The 20,583-nt window shown below is 65.8% G+C and carries 21 protein-coding genes and 1 pseudogene; 10 read left to right on the top strand and 12 right to left on the bottom strand.

Annotation, left to right across the window (positions count from 1 at the left end):
- Window positions 1-93: 93 nt before the first annotated feature.
- A complete protein-coding gene (locus ACKVEX_RS12085) occupies window positions 94-831 on the top strand; it encodes a pseudouridine synthase (RefSeq protein ID WP_473215985.1) in 738 nt (245 codons plus the stop codon).
- Between the two features lie 104 nt (window positions 832-935).
- Window positions 936-2,012, top strand: coding sequence for a transaldolase (tal, locus tag ACKVEX_RS12080; protein ID WP_473215984.1), 1,077 nt, complete (start codon window positions 936-938; stop codon window positions 2,010-2,012).
- Between the two features lie 60 nt (window positions 2,013-2,072).
- On the opposite strand, the gene ACKVEX_RS12075 is transcribed toward tal, so the two are convergent.
- From ACKVEX_RS12075 to flhD, 9 genes are all read right to left on the bottom strand, one after another.
- Entirely contained in the window at window positions 2,073-3,569 is a 1,497-nt protein-coding gene (locus ACKVEX_RS12075; protein WP_473215983.1) for a chemotaxis protein CheA, read from the bottom strand.
- 90 nt (window positions 3,570-3,659) lie between these two features.
- Entirely contained in the window at window positions 3,660-4,538 is an 879-nt protein-coding gene (gene cheZ, locus ACKVEX_RS12070) for a protein phosphatase CheZ (RefSeq protein WP_473215982.1), read from the bottom strand.
- Window positions 4,539-4,587: 49 nt separating this feature from the next.
- On the bottom strand, window positions 4,588-4,977 hold the full coding sequence (gene cheY, locus ACKVEX_RS12065) for a chemotaxis response regulator CheY (protein ID WP_473215981.1): 390 nt from the start codon (window positions 4,975-4,977) through the stop codon (window positions 4,588-4,590).
- A 132-nt stretch (window positions 4,978-5,109) separates the two neighbouring features.
- The gene (locus tag ACKVEX_RS12060; protein ID WP_473215980.1) at window positions 5,110-6,951 is read right to left on the bottom strand and encodes a PAS domain S-box protein; all 1,842 of its coding nucleotides are present in this window, start codon (window positions 6,949-6,951) and stop codon (window positions 5,110-5,112) included.
- A gap of 2 nt (window positions 6,952-6,953) precedes the next feature.
- Window positions 6,954-8,255 carry a chemotaxis protein CheW gene (locus tag ACKVEX_RS12055; RefSeq protein ID WP_473215979.1) on the bottom strand — a complete coding sequence of 434 codons (1,302 nt, stop codon included), beginning with the start codon at window positions 8,253-8,255 and terminating at the stop codon, window positions 6,954-6,956.
- Entirely contained in the window at window positions 8,252-9,169 is a 918-nt protein-coding gene (gene motB, locus ACKVEX_RS12050) for a flagellar motor protein MotB (protein WP_473215978.1), read from the bottom strand. Before motB ends, ACKVEX_RS12055 begins: the two co-directional genes overlap by 4 nt.
- Window positions 9,170-9,172: 3 nt before the next feature.
- Entirely contained in the window at window positions 9,173-10,027 is an 855-nt protein-coding gene (gene motA / locus ACKVEX_RS12045) for a flagellar motor stator protein MotA (RefSeq protein WP_473215977.1), read from the bottom strand.
- A gap of 163 nt (window positions 10,028-10,190) precedes the next feature.
- Window positions 10,191-10,748 carry a flagellar transcriptional regulator FlhC gene (gene flhC, locus ACKVEX_RS12040; protein ID WP_473215976.1) on the bottom strand — a complete coding sequence of 186 codons (558 nt, stop codon included), beginning with the start codon at window positions 10,746-10,748 and terminating at the stop codon, window positions 10,191-10,193.
- 4 nt (window positions 10,749-10,752) lie between these two features.
- On the bottom strand, window positions 10,753-11,064 hold the full coding sequence (gene flhD / locus ACKVEX_RS12035; protein WP_473215975.1) for a flagellar transcriptional regulator FlhD: 312 nt from the start codon (window positions 11,062-11,064) through the stop codon (window positions 10,753-10,755).
- A 291-nt stretch (window positions 11,065-11,355) separates the two neighbouring features.
- Between flhD and ACKVEX_RS12030 the strand changes: the two genes are divergently transcribed.
- From ACKVEX_RS12030 to ACKVEX_RS11995, 8 genes and pseudogenes are all read left to right on the top strand, one after another.
- The gene (locus ACKVEX_RS12030) at window positions 11,356-11,931 is read left to right on the top strand and encodes an NUDIX hydrolase (protein WP_473215974.1); all 576 of its coding nucleotides are present in this window, start codon (window positions 11,356-11,358) and stop codon (window positions 11,929-11,931) included.
- Entirely contained in the window at window positions 11,928-12,137 is a 210-nt protein-coding gene (locus ACKVEX_RS12025; protein WP_473216081.1) for a hypothetical protein, read from the top strand. The genes ACKVEX_RS12030 and ACKVEX_RS12025 overlap by 4 nt, the downstream gene beginning before the upstream one ends.
- Window positions 12,138-12,180: 43 nt before the next feature.
- Window positions 12,181-12,390, top strand: a pseudogene (locus ACKVEX_RS12020) (hypothetical protein); the annotation flags it as partial.
- Between the two features lie 162 nt (window positions 12,391-12,552).
- Window positions 12,553-13,884: a guanine deaminase gene (gene guaD / locus ACKVEX_RS12015; RefSeq protein WP_473215973.1), complete on the top strand. Its 1,332-nt coding sequence runs from the start codon at window positions 12,553-12,555 to the stop codon at window positions 13,882-13,884.
- Window positions 13,885-13,943: 59 nt separating this feature from the next.
- Window positions 13,944-14,747: a hydroxypyruvate isomerase gene (gene hyi, locus ACKVEX_RS12010; protein ID WP_473215972.1), complete on the top strand. Its 804-nt coding sequence runs from the start codon at window positions 13,944-13,946 to the stop codon at window positions 14,745-14,747.
- Between the two features lie 80 nt (window positions 14,748-14,827).
- Window positions 14,828-16,861: an acyl CoA:acetate/3-ketoacid CoA transferase gene (locus ACKVEX_RS12005; RefSeq protein ID WP_473215971.1), complete on the top strand. Its 2,034-nt coding sequence runs from the start codon at window positions 14,828-14,830 to the stop codon at window positions 16,859-16,861.
- A 66-nt stretch (window positions 16,862-16,927) separates the two neighbouring features.
- Window positions 16,928-17,164: a chromate transporter gene (locus ACKVEX_RS12000; RefSeq protein ID WP_473216079.1), complete on the top strand. Its 237-nt coding sequence runs from the start codon at window positions 16,928-16,930 to the stop codon at window positions 17,162-17,164.
- Window positions 17,165-17,252: 88 nt separating this feature from the next.
- Window positions 17,253-17,840 carry an NADPH-dependent FMN reductase gene (locus ACKVEX_RS11995; protein ID WP_473215970.1) on the top strand — a complete coding sequence of 196 codons (588 nt, stop codon included), beginning with the start codon at window positions 17,253-17,255 and terminating at the stop codon, window positions 17,838-17,840.
- A gap of 114 nt (window positions 17,841-17,954) precedes the next feature.
- Here the strand turns inward: ACKVEX_RS11995 and ACKVEX_RS11990 are convergent, their stop codons facing one another.
- The 3 genes from ACKVEX_RS11990 to ACKVEX_RS11980 are packed head-to-tail and all read right to left on the bottom strand — an operon-like array spanning window position 17,955 to window position 20,358.
- Window positions 17,955-19,346 carry an ATP-binding protein gene (locus tag ACKVEX_RS11990; protein WP_473215969.1) on the bottom strand — a complete coding sequence of 464 codons (1,392 nt, stop codon included), beginning with the start codon at window positions 19,344-19,346 and terminating at the stop codon, window positions 17,955-17,957.
- A complete protein-coding gene (locus ACKVEX_RS11985) occupies window positions 19,343-20,005 on the bottom strand; it encodes a response regulator transcription factor (protein WP_473215968.1) in 663 nt (220 codons plus the stop codon). Before ACKVEX_RS11985 ends, ACKVEX_RS11990 begins: the two co-directional genes overlap by 4 nt.
- Complete coding sequence (locus tag ACKVEX_RS11980) at window positions 20,005-20,358, bottom strand: PepSY domain-containing protein (RefSeq protein WP_473215967.1); 354 nt, start codon at window positions 20,356-20,358, stop codon at window positions 20,005-20,007. The genes ACKVEX_RS11985 and ACKVEX_RS11980 overlap by 1 nt, the downstream gene beginning before the upstream one ends.
- Window positions 20,359-20,583: the final 225 nt, after the last annotated feature.

Raw genomic sequence — 20,583 nt, 5'->3', positions numbered from 1 at the left:
CCCTGTTTCCCGTGTCAAGACACGGGAAACAGCCACCACTATGCCGCCCCGGGTCGTGATGACCGGGGCGGCATTCGCATGCTTGAGCCGGCCATGCAGCTTCCCATCCTCTATCAGGACGACCGGCTGGTCGCGATCCACAAACCCTCGGGCTTGCTGGTCCATCGATCGGTGCTGGACCGTCACGAGACCCGATTCGCGGTGCAGTTGCTGCGCGATCAACTCGGGCGGCACGTGTATCCGCTGCACCGACTGGACAAGGGCACGTCGGGCGTGCTGCTGTTCGCGCTCGATCGTGAAACCGCGAAACGCGTCGGTGCGGATTTCGAATCGCGCGCGGTGCGCAAGCACTATGTCGCGATCGTGCGCGGCCACCCGCCCGCAGACGGCCTCATCGATCACGCGCTGAGCCGCCGCCACGACGATGCCGAGTATGTGCCGACCGGCGCCATGACCGAAGCGCAGCCCGCGATCACACGCTACCGGACGCTCGCCACGGCCGAACTGCCGGTCCGGGTGGACCGCTATCCCAGCAGTCGATATGCGCTGCTGGCCCTCGAGCCGGAAACCGGCCGGCGTCATCAGCTTCGCCGTCACCTGAAGCATGAGTCCCACCCGATCATCGGCGACGCGACTTTCGGCAAGGGACGGCACAACCGGCTGTTCGCCGAACTGTTCGGCGTCAACCGCTTGCTGCTCGCATGTGTCGGCATGCAGCTGACCCATCCGTGGGAGTCACGCGCCCTCGAACTGGAATGCCCGCCGTCCGACGATTTCGCGCACGTGATGACGCAGCTCGGTTGGGCGCCTGCGCGGATCGCGGGCGTCTGATCGATGCGTCGGCCCGACCGCGGGCCCGACAGGCGCGCTTTCGATCTTCACCGAATCCATGCACAATGACTGGCTTCACGAACATGCCAATCGGCCTACAGACGATGAATCCGCTCCTACAGGCCCGCGATGCGGGTCAGCAACTCTGGCTCGACAACCTTTCACGCACGCTGCTCAACGACGGGCATCTCGCCCGCATGATCGCCGAGGACGGCATCGCCGGTGTCACCACGAATCCGTCGATCTTTCACAAGGCCATCGCGGACGGACGCTATTACGAGGACGATCTCGCCGAACTGAAGCGCCGCAGCATGGATGCCGAACAGCGCTACGAGGCGCTGGTGATCCCGGATGTTCAGCGGGCGTGCGACCTGCTCCGTCCTCGCTACGACGGCAGCCACGGCAATGCCGGCTACGTCAGCCTGGAGGTGTCGCCGGCGCTGGCGCACGATACGGCTGCGACGGTGGCCGCCGGGTTGCGGCTCAGGCAGACCGTGGACCGCGACAATCTGCTGATCAAGGTACCGGCCACCCCTGCCGGGTTGGACGCGATCGCCGAACTCATCGGCCAGGGCGTCAGCGTCAACGTCACGCTGATGTTCTCGCTGGCACATGTGGATGCGGTCGCCGAGGCCTACCTGAAGGGACTCGCGCGCCTGGCGGACATTGGTGGCGACCTGTCGCGCGTTATGTCGGTGGCCAGCCTGTTCCTGAGCCGGGTCGACACGCTCGTCGACGCCGAACTCGCGTCCTGCGGCGGCGATGCGCTCGCCTTGCGCGGCAAGAGCGCGGTGGCGATGGCGAAACTGGCCTACCAGTGCTATGAAGCACGCTTTCACGGGCCCGCCTTCGCCGCGCTGAAGTCCGCCGGCGCACGGCCCCAGTACATGCTGTGGGCGAGCACCGGCACCAAGAACCCCGCCTACAGCGACCTGCTCTACGTCGAGCCGCTGATCGGCGCGGAAACGGTCAATACGCTGCCCGACGCGACGCTGGCGGCGCTGCGCGACCATGGCAGGGTGAGCGAGGCGCTGGGCCGGGACGTCGATGCGGCACGGGCCCAGTTCGACGCACTCGCGGCCGCCGGTATCGACATGGACGCGGCCGGCGAACGGCTGCAGCACGAGGGCCTCGCGCAGTTCGAGCAGGCCTTCTCGGCTTTGCTCGAACTGACCGCCTGACCCAGACGCTCGGCTCGGGCGGTCGGCGCAGGGAGGCCTCGCCGATCAGCTCGCGCCGGGTCATGCCGCGCTTGTCGAGTTCACCGGCACAGGCGCAAGCGTCAGCGGCAGACGGATCACGAAGGTGGTGCCCTTGTCCGGCCGGGATCGGATCTCGATCGTGCCGTTGAGCTTGCGGATATTGGTCCGTACCACATCCATGCCGACGCCGCGTCCGGACACGTCCGACACCTGTTGCGCCGTCGAGAGGCCGGGCAGGAACACCAGATTGTAGCTCTGGCGCTCGTCCATCGCGTCGGCCGCTTCGTCGCTGATCAGACCTTTTTCTAAGGCCTTCGCGCGCAAGCGCTCCGCATTCATGCCACGCCCGTCGTCGGCCACCGCGATGACGATGTGATCGCCGTCCTGCTGCGCCTCGAGCCGGATGACGGAGGTGGCCCGCTTGCCGCCGGCGATGCGATCGGCCGGATCCTCGATGCCGTGGTCCACTGCGTTGCGGATCAGGTGGATGATCGGATCCCCGAGGTTCTCGATCATGGTCTTGTCGATCTCGATGTCCTCGCCCTTCAGTACCAGTTCGACATCCTTGCCGAGGTTGCGCGCGAGGTCGCGTGCGATGCGCGGATATTTCTGGAACAACCAGCCAATCGGCTGCATGCGGGTCTTCATCACCGCGTTCCGCAGATCCGACACCAGCAGGTCCAGCCGGGTCACCGCAAGATCCAGCGCGTGCAGCGTCTCGCTGTCGTTGCGACCGCCGAGGATGTCGCGGCGCATGGCGTCGAGGCGGTTCCTGATCAGACCGATCTCGCCCGTCAGGTACAGCACCTGGTCGAGCCGCGCAGTATCGACCCGAATCGACGTATCGCGCTGCCGCTCGCCCTCCCGGCGGCCGACAGGAACCGATATCGCACCTGGCCTGTCACTCGCGCGACGGCCGAGCGCACGCTCGATGATCTGCTCCGGAGTCTTCCTGGCCTGCACCTTGGTTTCGGTGTGCGGCGCAGCCTTGCCGGGCGGGTGCCCGGCACCGGTCACGGCCTGGTGAAGCCTTACCCAGTCCGGGCCGTCGGACGGTGCACCATCGGCGGGTCCGGACGCGGAATCGACCACGGACGCGGCGGACGACGCGTCGTCACGCCGACCGGGCCGGTCCGCCATCGGCTCACCTTGGATCGCCTGCTTCAACCGCGCGATCAGGGCGGGTTCGGCCGCGCGGGGCTGGGCGCCGCGCTCCAAGAGGTCGAACATGTCACGCATCGCGGCGGTCGCCGCCATGATCACGTCCATGAGTTCGGACGTCAGCACCATTTCGCCATCGCGCAACTTGTCGAAGAGGTCCTCGGTCAGGTGGCACAGCGTCACCAACTCGGCCGCATTCAGAAAGGCGGCCCCGCCCTTGATGGTGTGAAACCCCCTGAAGATTTCGTTCAGCAGACTCTTGTCGTCGGGCGAGCGTTCGAGATCGACAAGCTTGTTGTCGACGACCGACAGCATATCCCCGGCCTCGGTCAGAAAGTCCTGTAGCAGGTCGTCCATGCCGCCCGAATCATTCATGCGCGCCTCGCGTCATCGCAGAGGTCGGTCGGTTCACCCGCTCGAACCCACCAAGGTCGGAGCATCTCGCGCGACACGGCGGTCCTACTCTCAGAATCCGAGGCTGTCGAGCAGGTCGTCGACCTGCTCCTGCGATCTCACCACACCATCCCGGTCGCCAGCGTGGATGGCCGGTCCGTTAATGAAGCCTTCCGCCCTCGCACTGCGCCGCTCCGGAGGCGTGACCTCGATCAGCAACTGCAGTAAGTCGGTCTCCAGCCTTTGTGCCAGATCGAGCACCGTCTTCATGACCTGGCCGGTCACGTCCTGGAAATCCTGTGCCATCACGATTTCGATCAGCTGCGCATTGGTCGCATGGCTGCCGCTCTTCACATCGCCCAGGAAGCTGCGCGTTTCGGCCGCCAGCGTCTTGAAGTCCTCGACCGACATCTGATTCGAGAACAGCCTGTCCCAGCGGGCCTGCAGGTCCTCGGCACCGACCAGCATCCGGTCCTGCAGCGGCCGGGCGATGTCGGTCGCGTTGAGCACGCGGCTGGCGGCCTGCTCCGTCATCTGCGCGATCTGGGTGAGCCGCTGGCGCACGTCCGGAATTGCGTCGACCGCAACCTTGAGCGCGTCGTCGTCGCCGAGCGCGCGCAGCGTGTCATGCACCTGCCGCGTCATCACGCCGATCCGGTTGAAGACGGATTGCTCGGCCGACGCGGCGCGCACGACGTCGAACGACGCCGATCCGGGCGTCGAAACGGCTCTGGCCGCGGCGTTCGACCCGGCCCGGTCCCCCGCCGCGACGTCCGCATCGAAGCCGGCAGCGACCTGGTCGAAAAGCGCCTGCAACGCGTCGTCGTCATCGTCCGTGACCGGACTGATCACCATTTCCAGCCCCGGCCTCTGGTCTCCCGACGCGATCGAATCGAACAGGGCCTGCAGATCCTCCGAATCGACCAGATCCTCTTGTTTCTGTTTCTTCATCGTCCTCACGCTCCCGCTCGATGTCGACATCCACTGTCGCTGTGGCACATCATTTGCCCCGTTTGTCGAAGATCATCTGCAGCTTCTCGGCCAGGGTGGCCGACGTGAAGGGCTTCACGATGTAGCCGCTCGCGCCGGCCTGGGCGGCAGCGATGATGTTCTCCTTCTTCGCCTCGGCGGTGATCATCAGCACCGGCAGCTGACGCAAGCGGTGAGACTGGCGAATGTGCTCGAGCAACGCCAGTCCGTCCATGTTGGGCATGTCCCAGTCGGTCACGACGAAGTCGAACCCGCCAGCCTCCAGCTTCTGCAGTGCGACCGCGCCGTCCTCGGCCTCGTCCACATTCGTGAACCCCAGTTCCTTCAGCAGATTGCGAACGATACGACGCATCGTCGAAAAATCGTCCACTACGAGAAATTGCATGTTGGGGTCGGACATCCTCGTCTCCATGTCGCCTGACGGCCGATTCGGATTCACTGGCACCCGACCGGCAAGGGCGGCAGCGTGTCTCCCAGTACCTCGGCGTCGAATTTTGCCACGTTGGCATCGGCGCCGACCGATGACGCCGTTTCACTCGCGGAACGCACTCCACTCATCCGCGAGCGACGAGTCCACGCCCGCCGCGGCGCGGCGCACCCGCGGAACCGGCGACGCGACGCCATGACGTACCGGACGCAGCTGCGACACATTCGCGGATGGACATGCGTCCGACCCCAGGTCCGGACCCTCCTCGTCTCGGCGATCCAGAGCGTCGCGCATGACGAGCGGCGCCTGTCCGCGGTCCGGCGCCGTCTGACGCAGCGGAAGCTCCCTGTTCGCCCGGTAGTCGCGCCGATCGGTGGCCAGCCGCGTCAGGTGCAATGCATCCCGAGCGATGCTCGCGCTGCGGTCCAGGTCGCTGCGAACCGCCTCGTGCAGCCGCTGAAGGCCCTCGACGACATCGACAAGCCCCTGCCCGGACCCGTCCTCCTGGCCAGCGTCTACCGAAGCACAGGCGGCTTCCAGCGCCAACACGCGCTGCCGCAGGCCATCACGCCAGGCACGATCCGACCCGTCCGTTACGCCCGTATCGCCCGTGTCGCCCGTCGTGCGTCGAAGGCCTTCGTATAGGTCCCGGAGATCCCGGGCCAGCGTGCGTGCATCGACGACCGATCGACTTAGCGCGCTTGCCGCGCCTGCATCCACTCTCCCGCCTGCCAGTGCCAGGTTGAGCATCAACAGCCGCGCTTCGAACATCAGCGCTTCCAGCCGTGCAAGCATGGCGGAGTCACCGGAACCGGCCCCGACCGAACCGCCCGGCGCGTTCGTGTTCGCCGTCACCACATATTCCCTGAGCGCGTTCAGCGCATCGACGGGAAAACCGCCCTCAGCATGCAATTGCGCCGCACGGCTGCGCAGGTTGTCGACGTTCGCCAGCAGCGTTTCACTGCCCGCGAGCCGGGCCTGCTCGTCGGCGGCGATCCTGACCGCGAGTTCGACGACCTCGGCGAATTCAGCATCGGGTTCCGGATTAGCGTCGATCAGCGGCGAGGCGGCACGCGGCAGAGGATCGGCGCCGAGCGGACCCGCGCCATCGCGCTGCTGCGACGCGACGCCGAGCCGTATCTGCAACATCTGCAATTGCTGCATCAGGCGCCCGACGTCGTCGTCACGGTCGCAGGCTATCGGTACATCGAAATCGCCCTCGGCGATGCGAGCGATGATGCCGCCCGCCTGCCGCACGCCATCGGCGACGCGGCGCTCGGCCCGCCATACGATCCAGCCTGCGAACAGCACGCTGAACGCCGACAACCCGATCGCGGCGACCCCGAACTCGAAACCGGATCCGCTGTCAGGCATCGGCCATCCGGCCACGACCATGATCGCCAGCATGGCCGCCAGCAATGCAAAGCCCACGGCGAACGCGAGACGGGCACGAAGCGACAAATCACCCATCCAGCGCCCGAAACGCCCCGGCAGGCTCGGCGAGACGATCTGCCCGCGCACGAACCGGGCGGAGGAAGGCGACGCGTCGATCCGCTGGAAGGCCGCGCGCGCGCGCTCGATCTGATGGCTGAGCGCACGCTGCAGCGTCGCGACGAAAGCCACGCCCCTGCCCGGCATCCGTGCCGGCACAACCGTCAGCCGGGCCCAGTAGTCCGCACCGTCGCGGGTGCGGTTGCGCACCACGCCGGACCACGGACGCCCTGTGCGCAAGTCATGCAGCATGTCCTGGAACAGGTCTGTCGGGGTATCGGGGTGGGCGAGCGCCTCGAAGTACTCGCCGGTGAGATCGTCGCGGCCACACCCCTGCACCCGTGCGAAATCATCGCTGATCGATTCGATCCGGCCCTCGGCATCCAGCGCTACGATCAGTTGCGCGCGCAACGGCAGATCGATCCGGCCATAATCGGTTGCACGATGCGCGCTCATGTTCATCTCACGGCTGCCGGCAGCGGTCGACCGACGCCAACGGCCTCGACCAGCGCCACCAGATCGACGATCGGCAGCAGACCGTGCTGCCGCATCAGCAAGCCGACCGGCGCCAGCCCGTCATGCGCACTGAGCAGCGTGTGGGGCCGCTGGATGTCCGCCACGTCGATCGCGACGACGTCCTCGACCTCGTCGACCAGCAGGCTGACCGGGCCGGACTCGTGGTTCAGGACCAACTGCGGCACGAATCGCGCCGCCCCCTCGACCACGGGGCGCAGCCATCTGCGCAAGTCGATCACCGGTGCGAATCGACCGTCGAGAACCGCCAGGCCCTTCACCCCATCCGGCAATCCGGCCATACGCTGGACCTCACCGCACGCGCGGACCGACGCGATGCATTCGGCACGCACCGCAAAACGCTGCCCGCCCACGACGAAAACCAGGTGATCCTGCGGCCCGCAGGTATCCGACGCCGTCCGGTCGGCATCCCGAGGCCACGCTTCGCGCGCCGCCGTCCGTCGCTCGGCAGGACCGGCAGCGGGTGAACGTAGCGGAGGCGGATCGATCGCGCGCTCGACGCGGGGCGACGCCGACGGGATCCGGCCCTCGTCCGCTTCCGCAAACGGTTCCGGATCGTCCGATCGAATCTGCAGTGTCTCGGGGTCGGCGACCCGGCCCAGGATCTCGCGCAAGGCCGTCACCGGATGATGCGATGCGATGTCGAGCTGCCAGACGCCGTCACCCATGTCGGACGCAGGCCGCCTGCGCACCACCACCTGTCCGAGTTCGCCCAGGGCCTGGAGCATGTCGTCCATGACCAGAGCGGCGCTGATCAGACTGCGGGCCGGCCGAAAAACCACGTGATTGCGACGGATCGTGTGCTCGATGCAAACGACCGGCCGACCGCCGTCACCGCGGGGCAGGGGCGTACCGATCCGGTCGAGTTCGACGCGCATGCGCGCTATCTCGTCCTCGGCCAGCGGCTGACCCCTGCGCAACGCGACCAGCGACGCACGCAGCACGGAGAACGCGGAGCGGCAAAGGGCCATCAGATCGGGATCGGCAGTGCCGGTGGCGCCGGCGACCCGCTCCAACACCTGCTCGAGCGAAGCCGCAAGCTCGGCGACCTGGTCGAAGCCGAAGGTCTTCGCACCCCCCTTGATCGAGTGTACGCAGCGCTGCAATTGCTGCAACGCGTTCGGCATCCCGTCGGCACCGTAGTCCAGCAGCACGTTTCGGGCGTTCTCTAGCGATTCCTCGCATTCGTCGAAGAACATCTCGTGGAACTGGGCCAGGTCGATCATTCCGACACCCCCGACGGCGACGGGCCGGAGCGCAGCGCCTCGTCGGTACGCCTGTTCATCACGATGATGCTGATCCGTCTGTTGGCGGGATCGAGCGGATCGTCCGCGACCTGCGGAATGGTCTCGGCCAGCCCGACGACCCGGGCCACCTTGCCCGGCTCCAGTCCGCCGGCGATCATCTCGCGGCGCGATGCATTTGCCCGGTTGCTGGACAGTTCCCAGTTGGAAAAACCCCGCTCGCCCCCGGCAAAGGGCGCCGCATCGGTGTGGCCCGACAGGCTCAAGCGATTCGGCACGTCGTTCAAGGCCCGTCCGATCATCCTGAGCAGGTCGCGGGTGTAGGGTCGCAGTTCGGCACTCGCAGTCGCGAACATCGGGCGATTCTGCTCATCTACGAGCTGTATGCGAAGCCCCTCGTTGGTAATGTCCATCAGGATCTGGTTCTGGTAAGGGCGCAGCTCGGGATCGGCCTCGATGATCGCCTCGATCCGCCCCTTCAGATCGATCAGGCGGCCTCGTTCACGCATTTCCGCATCGGGATCGGCGCCCTCGCCGGGTTCTGGATACCGCGCACGGGCGGCATCCAGATTGATCCTGCGGTTCGCATCGACATCGCCACGCTTGACCTGGCCTATCGAGCGGGTCAGATCCTCGCCTCCGCCCGGGATCACGCTGGAGCTGTCACCGGCTCCACTGCCACCGAGCAGCGAGACCTTCAGCGGATTCTGGAAATGGTCGGCGATCCCCTCCAGATCCCCTTGCGCGGTCGAACCGAGCAGCCACATCAACAGGAAGAAGGCCATCATCGCGGTCACGAAATCCGCGTACGCGATCTTCCACGCGCCACCGTGGCCGCCACCGGCCACTTTCCTGATGCGTTTGACGATGATCGGTTGCTGGGTATCGTCGCTCATGACTCACCCCTTGCGGCTCTTGATGTCTTCCTCGAGTTCCAGGAAGGTCGGGCGATCCGACGCATACAGCACCTTGCGCCCGAACTCCACCGCGACCTGCGGCGCATAGCCGTTCATGCTGGCCAGCAGCACCGCCTTGATGCACTGGTAGATCTTGCCGCTCTGTTCGACCCGCTGCTCCAGTTGCCCCGCGAGCGGTTGCACGAAACCGTAGGAGAGCAGAATCCCGAGGAAGGTGCCGACCAGCGCGCCACCGATCATCTTGCCCAGCACCGCCGGTGGTTCACCGACCGAGCCCATCACGTTGACGACGCCCATCACCGCGACCACGATACCGAAGGCCGGCAGCGCATCACCGACCTTGGCCACGACATGCGGCGCAGCGTGCGACTCCTGATGATGCGTTTCGATCTCCAGGTCCATCAGGCCTTCGATCTCGAACGCGTTCAGATTGCCGCCCACCATCATGCGCAGGTAGTCGGTGAGAAACTCCACCGCATGATGATCGGCCATCACGTCGGGGTACTTGGAAAAGATCGGACTCGCATCGGGCTCCTCGATGTCGTTTTCGATCGACATCAACCCTTCCTTGCGCACCTTGGCAAGCAACTCGTAGAGCATCGCGAGCAGGTTCATGTACAGCGTCTTGTCGTAAGGCGAACCCTTGAATGCAGCCGGCAGCGCCGCGAGCGTCGCCTTGATCGCCTTGGAACCGTTGCCGGCGATGAATCCGCCGATCATCAGACCGACGATGGCTACATATTCCAGCGGAACCCACAAGGCCATCAGACTGCCGTGCATCGCATACGTACCCAGCGATGCAAGGAGAACGATGACGTATCCGACAATGACTAGCACGAGGCACCCCTGTCGTCACGCATTCGCGCGACGAAACGCTGATTTGCACATGGCCCGGACAGACCACGCGCCCGCATTTTAGATTAACGTCCCGTGGCGGCGAAACTTGACGAAAAAAAACCGCCTGGTCCAGGCGGCTCGGTTTCATGCGGGTCGAGCGCGCTCAGGCGATCGCCACGCGTCGGGCCGCCCGCGCGACCACGGACCGCTTCTTGCCCTTTCCCGCACGCGATGGCATGTTGCACAGACCGCATACGTATTCCCGGGTCGGATCGTAGGCATGGGCGACGTACTTGCCACTGCAAGACGTGCATGCGGCTAGGTGCAGCAGATCGGCGTCGAAAAACCGCACCAGCGTCCACGCCCGGGTGATGCTGAGTACCGGCTCCATCCGTTGGCTCTCGATCTGATCGAGATACAGGTTGTACGCCTTCAGTACCGAATCCAGATTGCTCAACGTCGCGCGCGCCCTGAAACTGCTGAAGTACGCCATGAACAGCGACGCATGCACGTTCGGCTGCCACGCCAAGAACCAGTCGGTCGAGAACGGCAGCATGCCCTTAGGAGGCGACATGCCGCGCACTTCCTTGTAGATCTTGAGAAGCCGCTCGCGGCTGAGTTGCGTCTCGGCCTCGAGCATCTGCATCCTCGCACCGAGACTGACCATCTCCGCGGCCCGCCGGATGTCTTCAGCTTCCTCGATCACGCTCTTGTTCTTCATGCACTCACTCCTTCGGGGGTCTGCTCGCCGCGATGATAGCGGCATGCATGCTGGCACTGGCCGGATCCCGCCCCTCGCCCGCAAGCAGGCCGACAAGCAGCGGATCATCGAAACGGAAGCTCGGCAACAACATCTGGCTGGTTGCCATCCTGACCAGGCGCGTGCTCGAAAGCCCGATGATCAGATCCGCGACCTCATCACCGATGCCCAGTCTGAGCATCGCCGTCTCGCGATCGTCACGAAGCATCTGCTGAGCCAGCATCAGATACGCAAGGTTCAGCTCCCTGATTTCGTCCTGAAAGTCCCGACGCTTCATTTATCAACCGATATCAGCGGAAACTGATTGGAACTTAAAGTAGATCCTCAAGAAAAGCAAACTCAAGCGTCACCGTCGTGTCAAGCGTGCAACAGTTGCGCCCGAGTGCGTCCGCGGGCACGGGGTTCTCGGGATGACCTTGGCCCGGTTGCGCCCCGACCCCTGCGCTCGCTCCGCTCCGCGCAGTCAGGGCAAGTCGCATGCGCGGCGTCCGGCGCCACGAGGCTGAACCAAACCCGTCCGTGCGGGTCTTGGTAGAATCACTTCATCAACCCTCTTGGCCGGACGACGATGCGCTTCTGTTCAAACTGCGGGTCCACGGTGGTGTTCAGAACGCCGCCCGGAGACACCCTGCCCCGTCACGTCTGCGACGACTGCGGCGAGATCCATTACGTCAACCCGAAGATCGTCGTCGGTGCCATTCCCGAATGGGAGGACCGCATCCTGCTGTGCCGCCGCGCGATCGAGCCCCGCCTGGGGTACTGGACGCTGCCGGCCGGCTTCATGGAGAACGCCGAGACCACGGCGGCCGCGGCCGCGCGGGAGACGCTGGAGGAAGCTTGCGCACGCATCGCAGTCGGGGAGATGTTCTCGCTGATCAACGTGCCGCATATCAGCCAGGTGCATATCGTCTATCGTGCGCAGTTGCTCGACCTGGACTTCAAACCGGGTGAGGAATCGCTGGAGGTGGCGCTGCTCGCAGAGCACGAGATCCCGTGGAACGACATCGCGTTCCGCACGATTTCGCTGACGCTCCGGCGTTACTACGAGGACAAGCACAGCGGCCGCTATCGTTTTCACGCCTGCGATCTGGAAGCGCCGCCTGCGGGCAGTCATTACAACACCCCAGTCACGATCGGCTCGTGAGCCACCCGATCCGCCAGCGGTTCGATCACCAGTGGGTCGAGATCATCCGCTGTCTGCTGCAAGCATCCGAAGCTGCTGATCATGGACGCCTCCCCCTCGGTGCTGATTCCGCAGGAGGTACGCACTGGCGGCTGCTCGGACGCCCCGGGCGCTTCCGCGCGCTGCAACGTTTTATCGATCACATCGAGAAGCACGATCGCGTGTAGGTGTGTCGCCGCGTCCACATCGCCCGGCACTGGATCGTGCAACATCCCTTTCAACCCGACCGTTGAACAAGGAAACAGACAACATGGCAAGTCACGCTACCCCGCCGATGTGTCCGACTGGGCCCGCCGCTCGGTCGATCTTGCCAACGCCCGCCTCGGCGCGCACGCGCTGCATGCGACGGACGATTTCTTCGGCAAGGTCTCACGCATGCTTGACCCTGCTCCGGCCGAATTCCACCCGGGCCGCTTCGACAACGAGATCGCCGCGCTCGGACCGGTCACCGATGTGCGCCAGAACATGATCCCGGACGGCGGCATTTCGCGCCTGCGTCTGTGGGGCAAGGTGGTCCGTTAGCGGCCGCGACGGTATCCCGGACGCCGTCTCGAACTTGCACATGCGCACACCCAGCCGACCATGACCCGACCGAACAGCGCCAGCGCGCCACTACCCGCGATCTGCGCCGTGCGCGGCGAGATCGTGCATTTCCTGGACGATCCGTCCGCTTGCGGTGCGCGGGCGGTGGAGCACTTTGCGGACGGCATGCTGATCGTGCGCGACGGCCTCGTCGCGGAAGTCGGCCCGGCCGATTCCATGCGGGCGAAGCTCGCGGCCGACATCCTGTTGCACGACTACCGCGGCAAGCTGATCCTGCCCGGCTTCGTCGACACGCACATCCACTGCGCGCAGACCGACATCATCGCGAGTCACGGCGAGCAGTTGCTGACCTGGCTCGACAGATACGCCTTCCCGGCCGAGATGCGCTTTGCCGATCCGGCCCATGCCACGGCGGTGGCCGAGTTCTTCTGCGACGAACTGCTGAGGAACGGGACCACCACCGCCATGATCTTCCCGACCGTGCACCCGACGTCGGTCGATGCGCTGTTCTCGTCCGCCCGGGCCCGCCGCGTGCGGCTGATCGCGGGCAAGGTGCTGATGGACCGGAACTGCCCGCAGGCACTGCGCGATACGGCCGAGCGCGGCGACGCCGAATCGCGTGCGCTGATCGAACGCTGGCATGGTCGGGATCGCCTACTGTACGCGGTGACGCCGCGTTTCGCCGCAACCTCGACCCCGGAGCAGATGGCACGCGCCGGTCGGCTCTTTCGCGACATTCCCGGTCTGTACCTGCAGTCGCATGTCGCCGAGAACCGCGGCGAGGTCGACTGGGTGGCGCGCCTCTTTCCGGAAACGCGCAGCTATCTCGATGTGTACGACCGTTTCGGACAACTGGGTGCGCGCGCGGTGTATGCGCACTGCATCTGGCTCGACGACGCCGACTGCCGGCGCATGGCCGACACCGGCACTGCGATCAGCTTCTGTCCGACCTCCAACCTCTTTCTCGGCTCGGGTCTGTTCAACCTGGAACGTGCCCGTGCACTGGGCATCCGGGTCGGCATCGGGACCGATGTCGGCGCCGGGACCAGCTTTTCGATGCTGCAGACGCTGAACGAGGCCTACAAGGTGCTGCAGCTCGAGGGCCAGAAGCTGTCGGCCGAAGGCGCCTTCCACCTCGCGACGCTGGGCGGTGCGCGCAGTCTGTATCTGGACGAGCGGATCGGAAACTTCCTGCCCGGCAAGGAGGCGGACTTCGTCGTGCTCGACCCGCAGGCAACCCCGCTGATCGCGCGCCGCATGGCCGCCTCGGCGACGCTCGCGGAACGCCTGTTCGTGCTGATGATACTGGGCGACGACCGCACGGTCGCAGCCACGCACGTGCTCGGAGAGGTCGCCTTCACGCGCCGATGACCCTCGCGCGGCGGTCGAATCGCTGGATTGACTGAAGACAGCAAACGGAAACTGAAACCATGCCGAAATTCGCTGCAAACCTGACCCTGCTGTTCAACGAGGTCGAATTCCTCGACCGATTCGCCGCCGCCGCCGAGACCGGCTTCACCGGTGTCGAGTACCTGTTCCCTTATGCGTGGCCGGCCGCGCAGCTCGCCGAGCGGCTCGACCGCCACGGCCTCGTGCAGGTGCTGCACAACCTGCCGGCCGGCGACTGGGCCGCCGGCGAGCGCGGTATCGCGTGCCACCCGGATCGCGTCAGCGAATTCCAGGACGGCGTCGGCCGCGCGATCGACTATGCGACCACGCTCGGCTGCAGACAGCTCAACTGCCTCGCCGGCATCGCACCGGCCGGGGTGGCCGCCGACGACGCGCACGACACCTTCGTCACGAACCTGCGCTTCGCCGCCGACAAGCTGAAGGCGGCCGGCATCCGCCTGCTGATCGAACCGATCAACACCTTCGACATCCCGGGCTTTCACCTGAGCCGTACCGCGCAGGCCGCTGACCTCCTGGACGAGGTGGGCTCGGACAACCTGTTCATCCAGTACGACATCTACCATGCCCAGCGCATGGAGGGCGAACTCGCGAACACGATCACGGCCCACCTGCCGCGCATCGCGCACATGCAGCTCGCCGACAATCCTGGACGGCACGAACCGGGCAGCGGCGAGATCAACTACGCCTTCCTGTTCGACTTGATCGACCGCAGCGGCTACGACGGATGGATCGGCTGCGAGTACAGGCCGGCCGGCGACACCCGCGCCGGGCTCGCCTGGCGCGAGCGGTTTGCCACGAGCCAAAGCACGCATACAATCCGTTGAAAGGGGGTCGTTCCGGGCATTCGTAGCGGACAGGGCCATGAATTGAATGAACAAACAACAAACACGCAGCGGAGACAACCATGACCCTCGAATCGACCAGCACGACTGCCAGCGTTCACCCGCTGCTCGCCAGCGGCGAACTACCGCGCCGCAGCAAGATCGTCAGCGCGGCCGATGCGGTGCGCCTGATTCGCACTGGGGACACGGTCGCGACCGGTGGATTCGTCGGTATCGGTTTCGCCGAAGGTGTCGCTTGCGCCCTCGAGGAGCGCTTTCTCGCCGGCGACCCGGGTCCTTTTGGCCGGCCTTCGGAGCTGACGCTGGTATATGCCGCCGGGCAGGGTGATGGCAAGACCCGGGGCCTGAACCATCTCGGCCATCCGGGGCTGGTGAGGCGCGTGATCGGCGGCCACTGGGGTCTGGTCCCCGCGCTGCAGAAGCTCGCGGTCGAGGACCGCATCGAGGCCTACAACCTGCCGCAGGGGGTCATCGCCCATCTGTTCCGCGACATCGCGGCCGGCAAGCCAGGCACGCTGACCCGGGTCGGTCTGGACACTTTCGTCGACCCGCGTCATGGCGGCGGCAGGATCAACGCGTCCACCACCGAGGACCTGGTGAGCCTGATGACGATCGCCGGCGAGGAATACCTTTTCTACAAGGCGTTTCCTATCCATGTCGGCATTATCCGCGGCACCACCGCCGACCCGGACGGCAACATCACGATGGAGAAGGAGGCGCTGACGCTCGAGGCGCTCGCGATCGCGATGGCCGCACACAATTCGGGCGGCATCGTCATCGTGCAGGTCGAGCGCATCGCCGAGCGCGGCAGCCTGAATCCGCGTCAGGTCAAGATTCCCGGCGTGCTGGTCGACTGCGTCGTCGTCGCCGAACGACCCGAACACCACATGCAGACCTTCGTCGACGCGTACAACCCGGCCTTTTCGGGCGAGATCCGGGTACCGTCGTCGTCGATCGCACCGATGGCGATGAGCGAGCGCAAGATCATCGCGCGGCGCGCGGCGCTCGAACTGGCGGCCAACAGCGTCGTGAATCTGGGCATCGGCATGCCCGAAGGGGTCGGATCGGTCGCGGCCGAGGAGAAAGTCATCGACCTGCTGACGCTGACCACCGAGCCCGGCGTCATCGGTGGCATCCCGGCCTCGGGTCTGAACTTCGGCGCAGCGGTCAACACCGATGCGATCATCGACCAGCCCTACCAGTTCGACTTCTACGACGGCGGTGGTCTGGACATCGCGTTCCTGGGTCTGGCACAGGCCGATCGGGCCGGCAACCTCAACGTCAGCCGTTTCGGTCCACGTCTGGCGGGTGCTGGCGGCTTCATCAACATCAGCCAGAATGCGCGCAAGGTGGTGTTCGTCGGAAGCTTCACCGCTGGCGATCTGCAGATTCATCTCGAACACGGCAGACTGCTCATCGACTCCGACGGTGGTACCAACAAGTTCGTCGACCAGGTCGAGCAGCGCACCTTCAGCGGCGAGTATGCCCACCGACGGGGTCAGCCAGTGCTGTACATCACCGAACGCTGCGTGTTCCGGCTCGGCGACGATGGGCTGGAGTTGTGCGAGATCGCACCCGGCGTCGATCTCGAGCGCGACATCATCGGGCACATGGATTTCCGTCCGAAAGTCGCACCCGACCTTCGGACCATGGATGCGCGCATCTTCCGCGACGAGCCGATGGGGCTGCGCGAGGATCTGCTGTCCCTGCCGCTGGACCAACGCCTCACCTACGACGCCGAGCATGATCTGTTCTTCGTCAATTTCGAGGGACTCGCGGTGCGCGATGCAAGCCAGATCCGGCACATCCGCGAACTGATCGACGAACGCCTCGGGCGGGTCGGCCATCGTGTTCCGGCGATTGTGAACTACGACAATTTCTCGATCACACCGGAACTGCTCGAACCCTATGTCGAGATGGTGCGCGACATCGTCGATGGCTATTATTCGAACGTCACGCGCTACACGACGAGCACCTTCCTGCGCGCCAAGCTCGGCGACGCGCTGGCTGCGAGGCAGTTGTCGCCGCACATCTACGAGAGTTCCGACAGCGCGCTCGCGCACCTGCATGCGCTGGATGCGGGTAGCGGCGAATGACCGCAGCCCCCGGGGCGACGCCGACCAACCCGGGCGGCGGGCGAAGCGACGACTTGACGGCGCTGGCTGACCCGCGCCGAGTTCGTCGAGCTGTATTCGCTCGCGCAGACGCTGCCGGGCGCGAACGTCGTCAATCTGTCGCTGATCCTGGGCGAGTGCCACTTTGGCTGGCGCGGCGCGCTCGCGGCGGTCGGCCGCATCTCGCTGATCCTGCTCACCGTGATGATCATGCTCGCCACCCGCCTCGGTCCGATCTGGCTGATCGCCGCCGGTGGCGCCGCCGGCGCAATCGGCTGGGTATGAACGCCCGGGCAACGGACGTCGCCCAGCACGGAACCGTTCCTGGTCCATGCGGTCCTCAACCCGGTATCCATTCAAGCGAGACCCAACGATGTCCACCATTCGACTGATCGCGATGTCCGGCAGTGCGCGCCGGGATTCCTTCAACCGACGCCTGCTTGCGACCCTCGCACGCGGCGCGGAACGCGAAGGCGTCGAAGTGACACAGATCGACCCGAACGACTATCGCATGCCGCTGTACGACGGGGATCTGGAGCACGACGAAGGCCTGCCCGAGGCCGCGGCGCGGCTGCAGGCGCTGTTTGCCGACCATCACGGCTTCCTGCTCGCATCGCCCGAGTACAACGGTTTCTTCACCCCCTTGCTGAAGAACACGCTGGACTGGGTGTCACGTCCGTTGCCCGACGGTTCGGGTCGGCCCGGCACCGTGCATGTGCGGGGCAAGCCCGCCGGTATCGTCGCAATCTCTCCGGGCGCGCTCGGCGGTATCCGCTCGCTGCAGCACACGCGGCTCTATCTGTCCAATCTGGGTTTCGTCGTCGTGCCCGAGCAGACCGGGATGCCGAATGCCGCGAAGGCCTTCGATGACCGCAACGAACTGATCGAAGAGCCTCTGCGCAGAGCGGTGGAAGGCGTCGGTGCCGCGGTGGCGCGACTCGCGATCCGGCTCAACCGCTGAGCCGGTGTTTCGGTACCGGATGCGCACGCATGTGCGGAACGACACAAGGATGAACTGAGGCGGGTGCGGCTCCGCCCCGCCCGCCGCGCGCGCACCGCGTGCGCCAGGACAGACTCAGACGCCCGGCAGGCGCAACCGGACGCGCAGGCCGCCGAGTGGCGAAGCCTCGAGCTCGACGTCGCCGCCATAAAGTTGCGCGAGATCCCGCACGATCGCCAGGCCCAGCCCCGAGCCGGGCGTCTGTTCATCGGCACGAACGCCGCGCTCGAAGACCGCATGGCGAACCTCGCTCGGCAGACCGGGGCCGTCGTCGTCGATGATCACAGTCACTTCGCCACTGGACCCGATCGCCCGCAGCTCGACCTTGGCCCTGGCCCATTTGCAGGCATTGTCGAGCAGATTCCCGACCATCTCCTGCAGGTCCTGTGCCTCGCCCCGAAATACGAGCCTCCCCGGGCAATCGGTCAGCACGATACTCAATTCGCGTTCCGCATGGACGCGCATCATCAGTCGCATCAGGCCCTCGATCGCCGGCTTCAGCGCGGTGCGCTGGCCCGGGGTCCCGGCCGCGGCGGCCGCGCGCGAACGCGCGAGATGATAGTCCACCTGCGTGCGTGCAAGCGAAACCTGGTCGGTCACAAGCCGGGCGAGCGGCCCGTCCGCCTCGGCGGCGGCGTTGGCGAGAACGGTCAACGGCGTTTTCACCGCATGAGCCAGATTCCCCGCGTGGGTGCGGGCGCGCGCCACGATTTCCGCATTTCGCGCCAGCACACCGTTGAATTCCTCGACCAGCGGCTGGACTTCGGACGGATACCGCCCCTCGATGATCGGGCTATGCCCGTCCTTCACGCCTTCCAGATCCTTGGCAAGGCGTCTGAACGGCTGCAGGCCGAGCCGGACCTGCAGCCACGCAGCCACCAGCAGGCCGGTCGCCAGCAGGCCGAGCGACATCGCCAGGAGTCCATTGAAGCGCGCCACCGGCGCATCGACCAACGACTCGTTCGCCGCAACGATCAGTCGCCGCGGGAACTCCGGATGCTCGGCCGGTCGCAGCACCCGCTCGATCACGCGCAAGGCTTCGCCATCCGGGCCTTCGACCCGATGGGCATGGAGCTCACCGTCAGCCGGCGCGTCTTCGGGTACGACCAGCAGCGTGTCCCACAAGGAACGCGAACGCAGCGAGGCGGGCTGCGCCCGGACGTCGCCATCCCCGATCGAGTCCACCTGCCAGTACAGCCCCGAATAAGGTCGGGCGAAGCGGGGGTCACTGAGGGCGAGGTCGAGCTCCGGGTGACCCGATTCGTCGAAACGCAACTGCGCCGCGAGCTGGTTCAGATGCGTGCCCAGTTCTGTGTATAGTTGCTGCTCGACATGCCGCTCGAAGAGTCTGGCCAGCCCCCAGCCGGCCACCAGCACCGACAAGACGATCCACATCAGCGTGCCGGCCAGCAGCCGCAGACGCAGCGAACCTCGCCACCGCACCGCTTCCCGACCCGATTGGCTCAATCGGGGCATGCCAGTCGATAACCCAGGCCCCGGACGGTCTCGATCAGGCCGGACGGCAGTTTCTTGCGCAGGCGCGCGACGAAGACCTCGATCGTATTGGAGTCGCGATCGTAGTCCTGCGCATAGATATGCTCATTGAGTTCGGTACGCGACACCAGTTCACCCTTGCGGTGCATCAGATAGGCGAGGATCCGGTATTCGTGGCCGGTCAGCGTCACCGCCTGCCCGGCCAGCATCACGCGCCCGCTGCGGGTGTCGAGCGTGACCGGGCCGCAGATCAGGTCCGGACTGGCCTGCCCCGCCGCCCGTCTGAGCAGCGCGCGCACACGCGCCAGCAGCTCTTCCATGTGAAACGGTTTGGTCAGATAGTCATCGGCGCCCGCATCGATGCCGGCCACCTTCTCGTGCCAGTCACCTCGGGCAGTCAGGATCAGCACCGGCATCGTCAGCCCCTTCGCCCGCCAGCGCTTCAGCACGGTGATGCCGTCCATCAAGGGAAGTCCGAGATCCAGCACGACCGCATCGATGGGTTCGACCTCGCCGGTAAAGCAGGCATCCCGCCCGTTGTCGGCCGTGTCGACCGCATAGCCGGCCGCCTTCAGCGCCTGCGCCAGCTGGGTGGCCAAGGTCGGTTCGTCTTCGACCACGAGGATCCGCATCAGTCACCCTTCCCGCGCGGGGCCGAAGGCCGCGTGTCGCGACCCTTGATCCGCAGCACGTCGCCATTGCGCGCATCGATTTCGAGTTCCACCAGCGCGCCGCCGCTGCGGATCAGCTTGACCTCGTAGAGCCACATGCCGTCGTCGCGTTCGAGTTCGACCTCGATGACCTGGCCCGGGAAATCCCGCTCGACACGTGCGAGCACGGTCCCGAGCGGCAGCACCTCGCCCGCTTCCAGCGCCCGACGCGCGCGCTCATGGTCGTCGCGATCACCGGCCACACCGACCGCAGGCATGGCGCCGACGAGCGCCGCTACGAGCGCCAGCACAGGCAGGTATTTCGATGCTTTCATGCGAAGACTCCTGAAGGATGCAGTGCGAGCTTACGCCTGCGATTCTTAACATCGCGTGAACGCCACTCGGCCACCGGGCCGCCCGGCTACCGGCCCTATCGTCGGCCTCGTGCCCGCGGCGATCGAAGCTGAACGCGACATGAACGCCGGCTTCAGCCTGCGTTAAGACCGTGCCGCGCAGAATGGCTCCACGGTCACCAGATGACCGCTCAAACACCCTCGGGA

Source organism: Denitraticella aggregata (assembly GCF_048158365.1).
GTDB lineage: Bacteria > Pseudomonadota > Gammaproteobacteria > Burkholderiales > Rhodocyclaceae > Azoarcus_F.
Note: the sequence above shows the minus strand (reverse complement) of the source record. Positions and strands in the feature narration are given on the sequence as shown.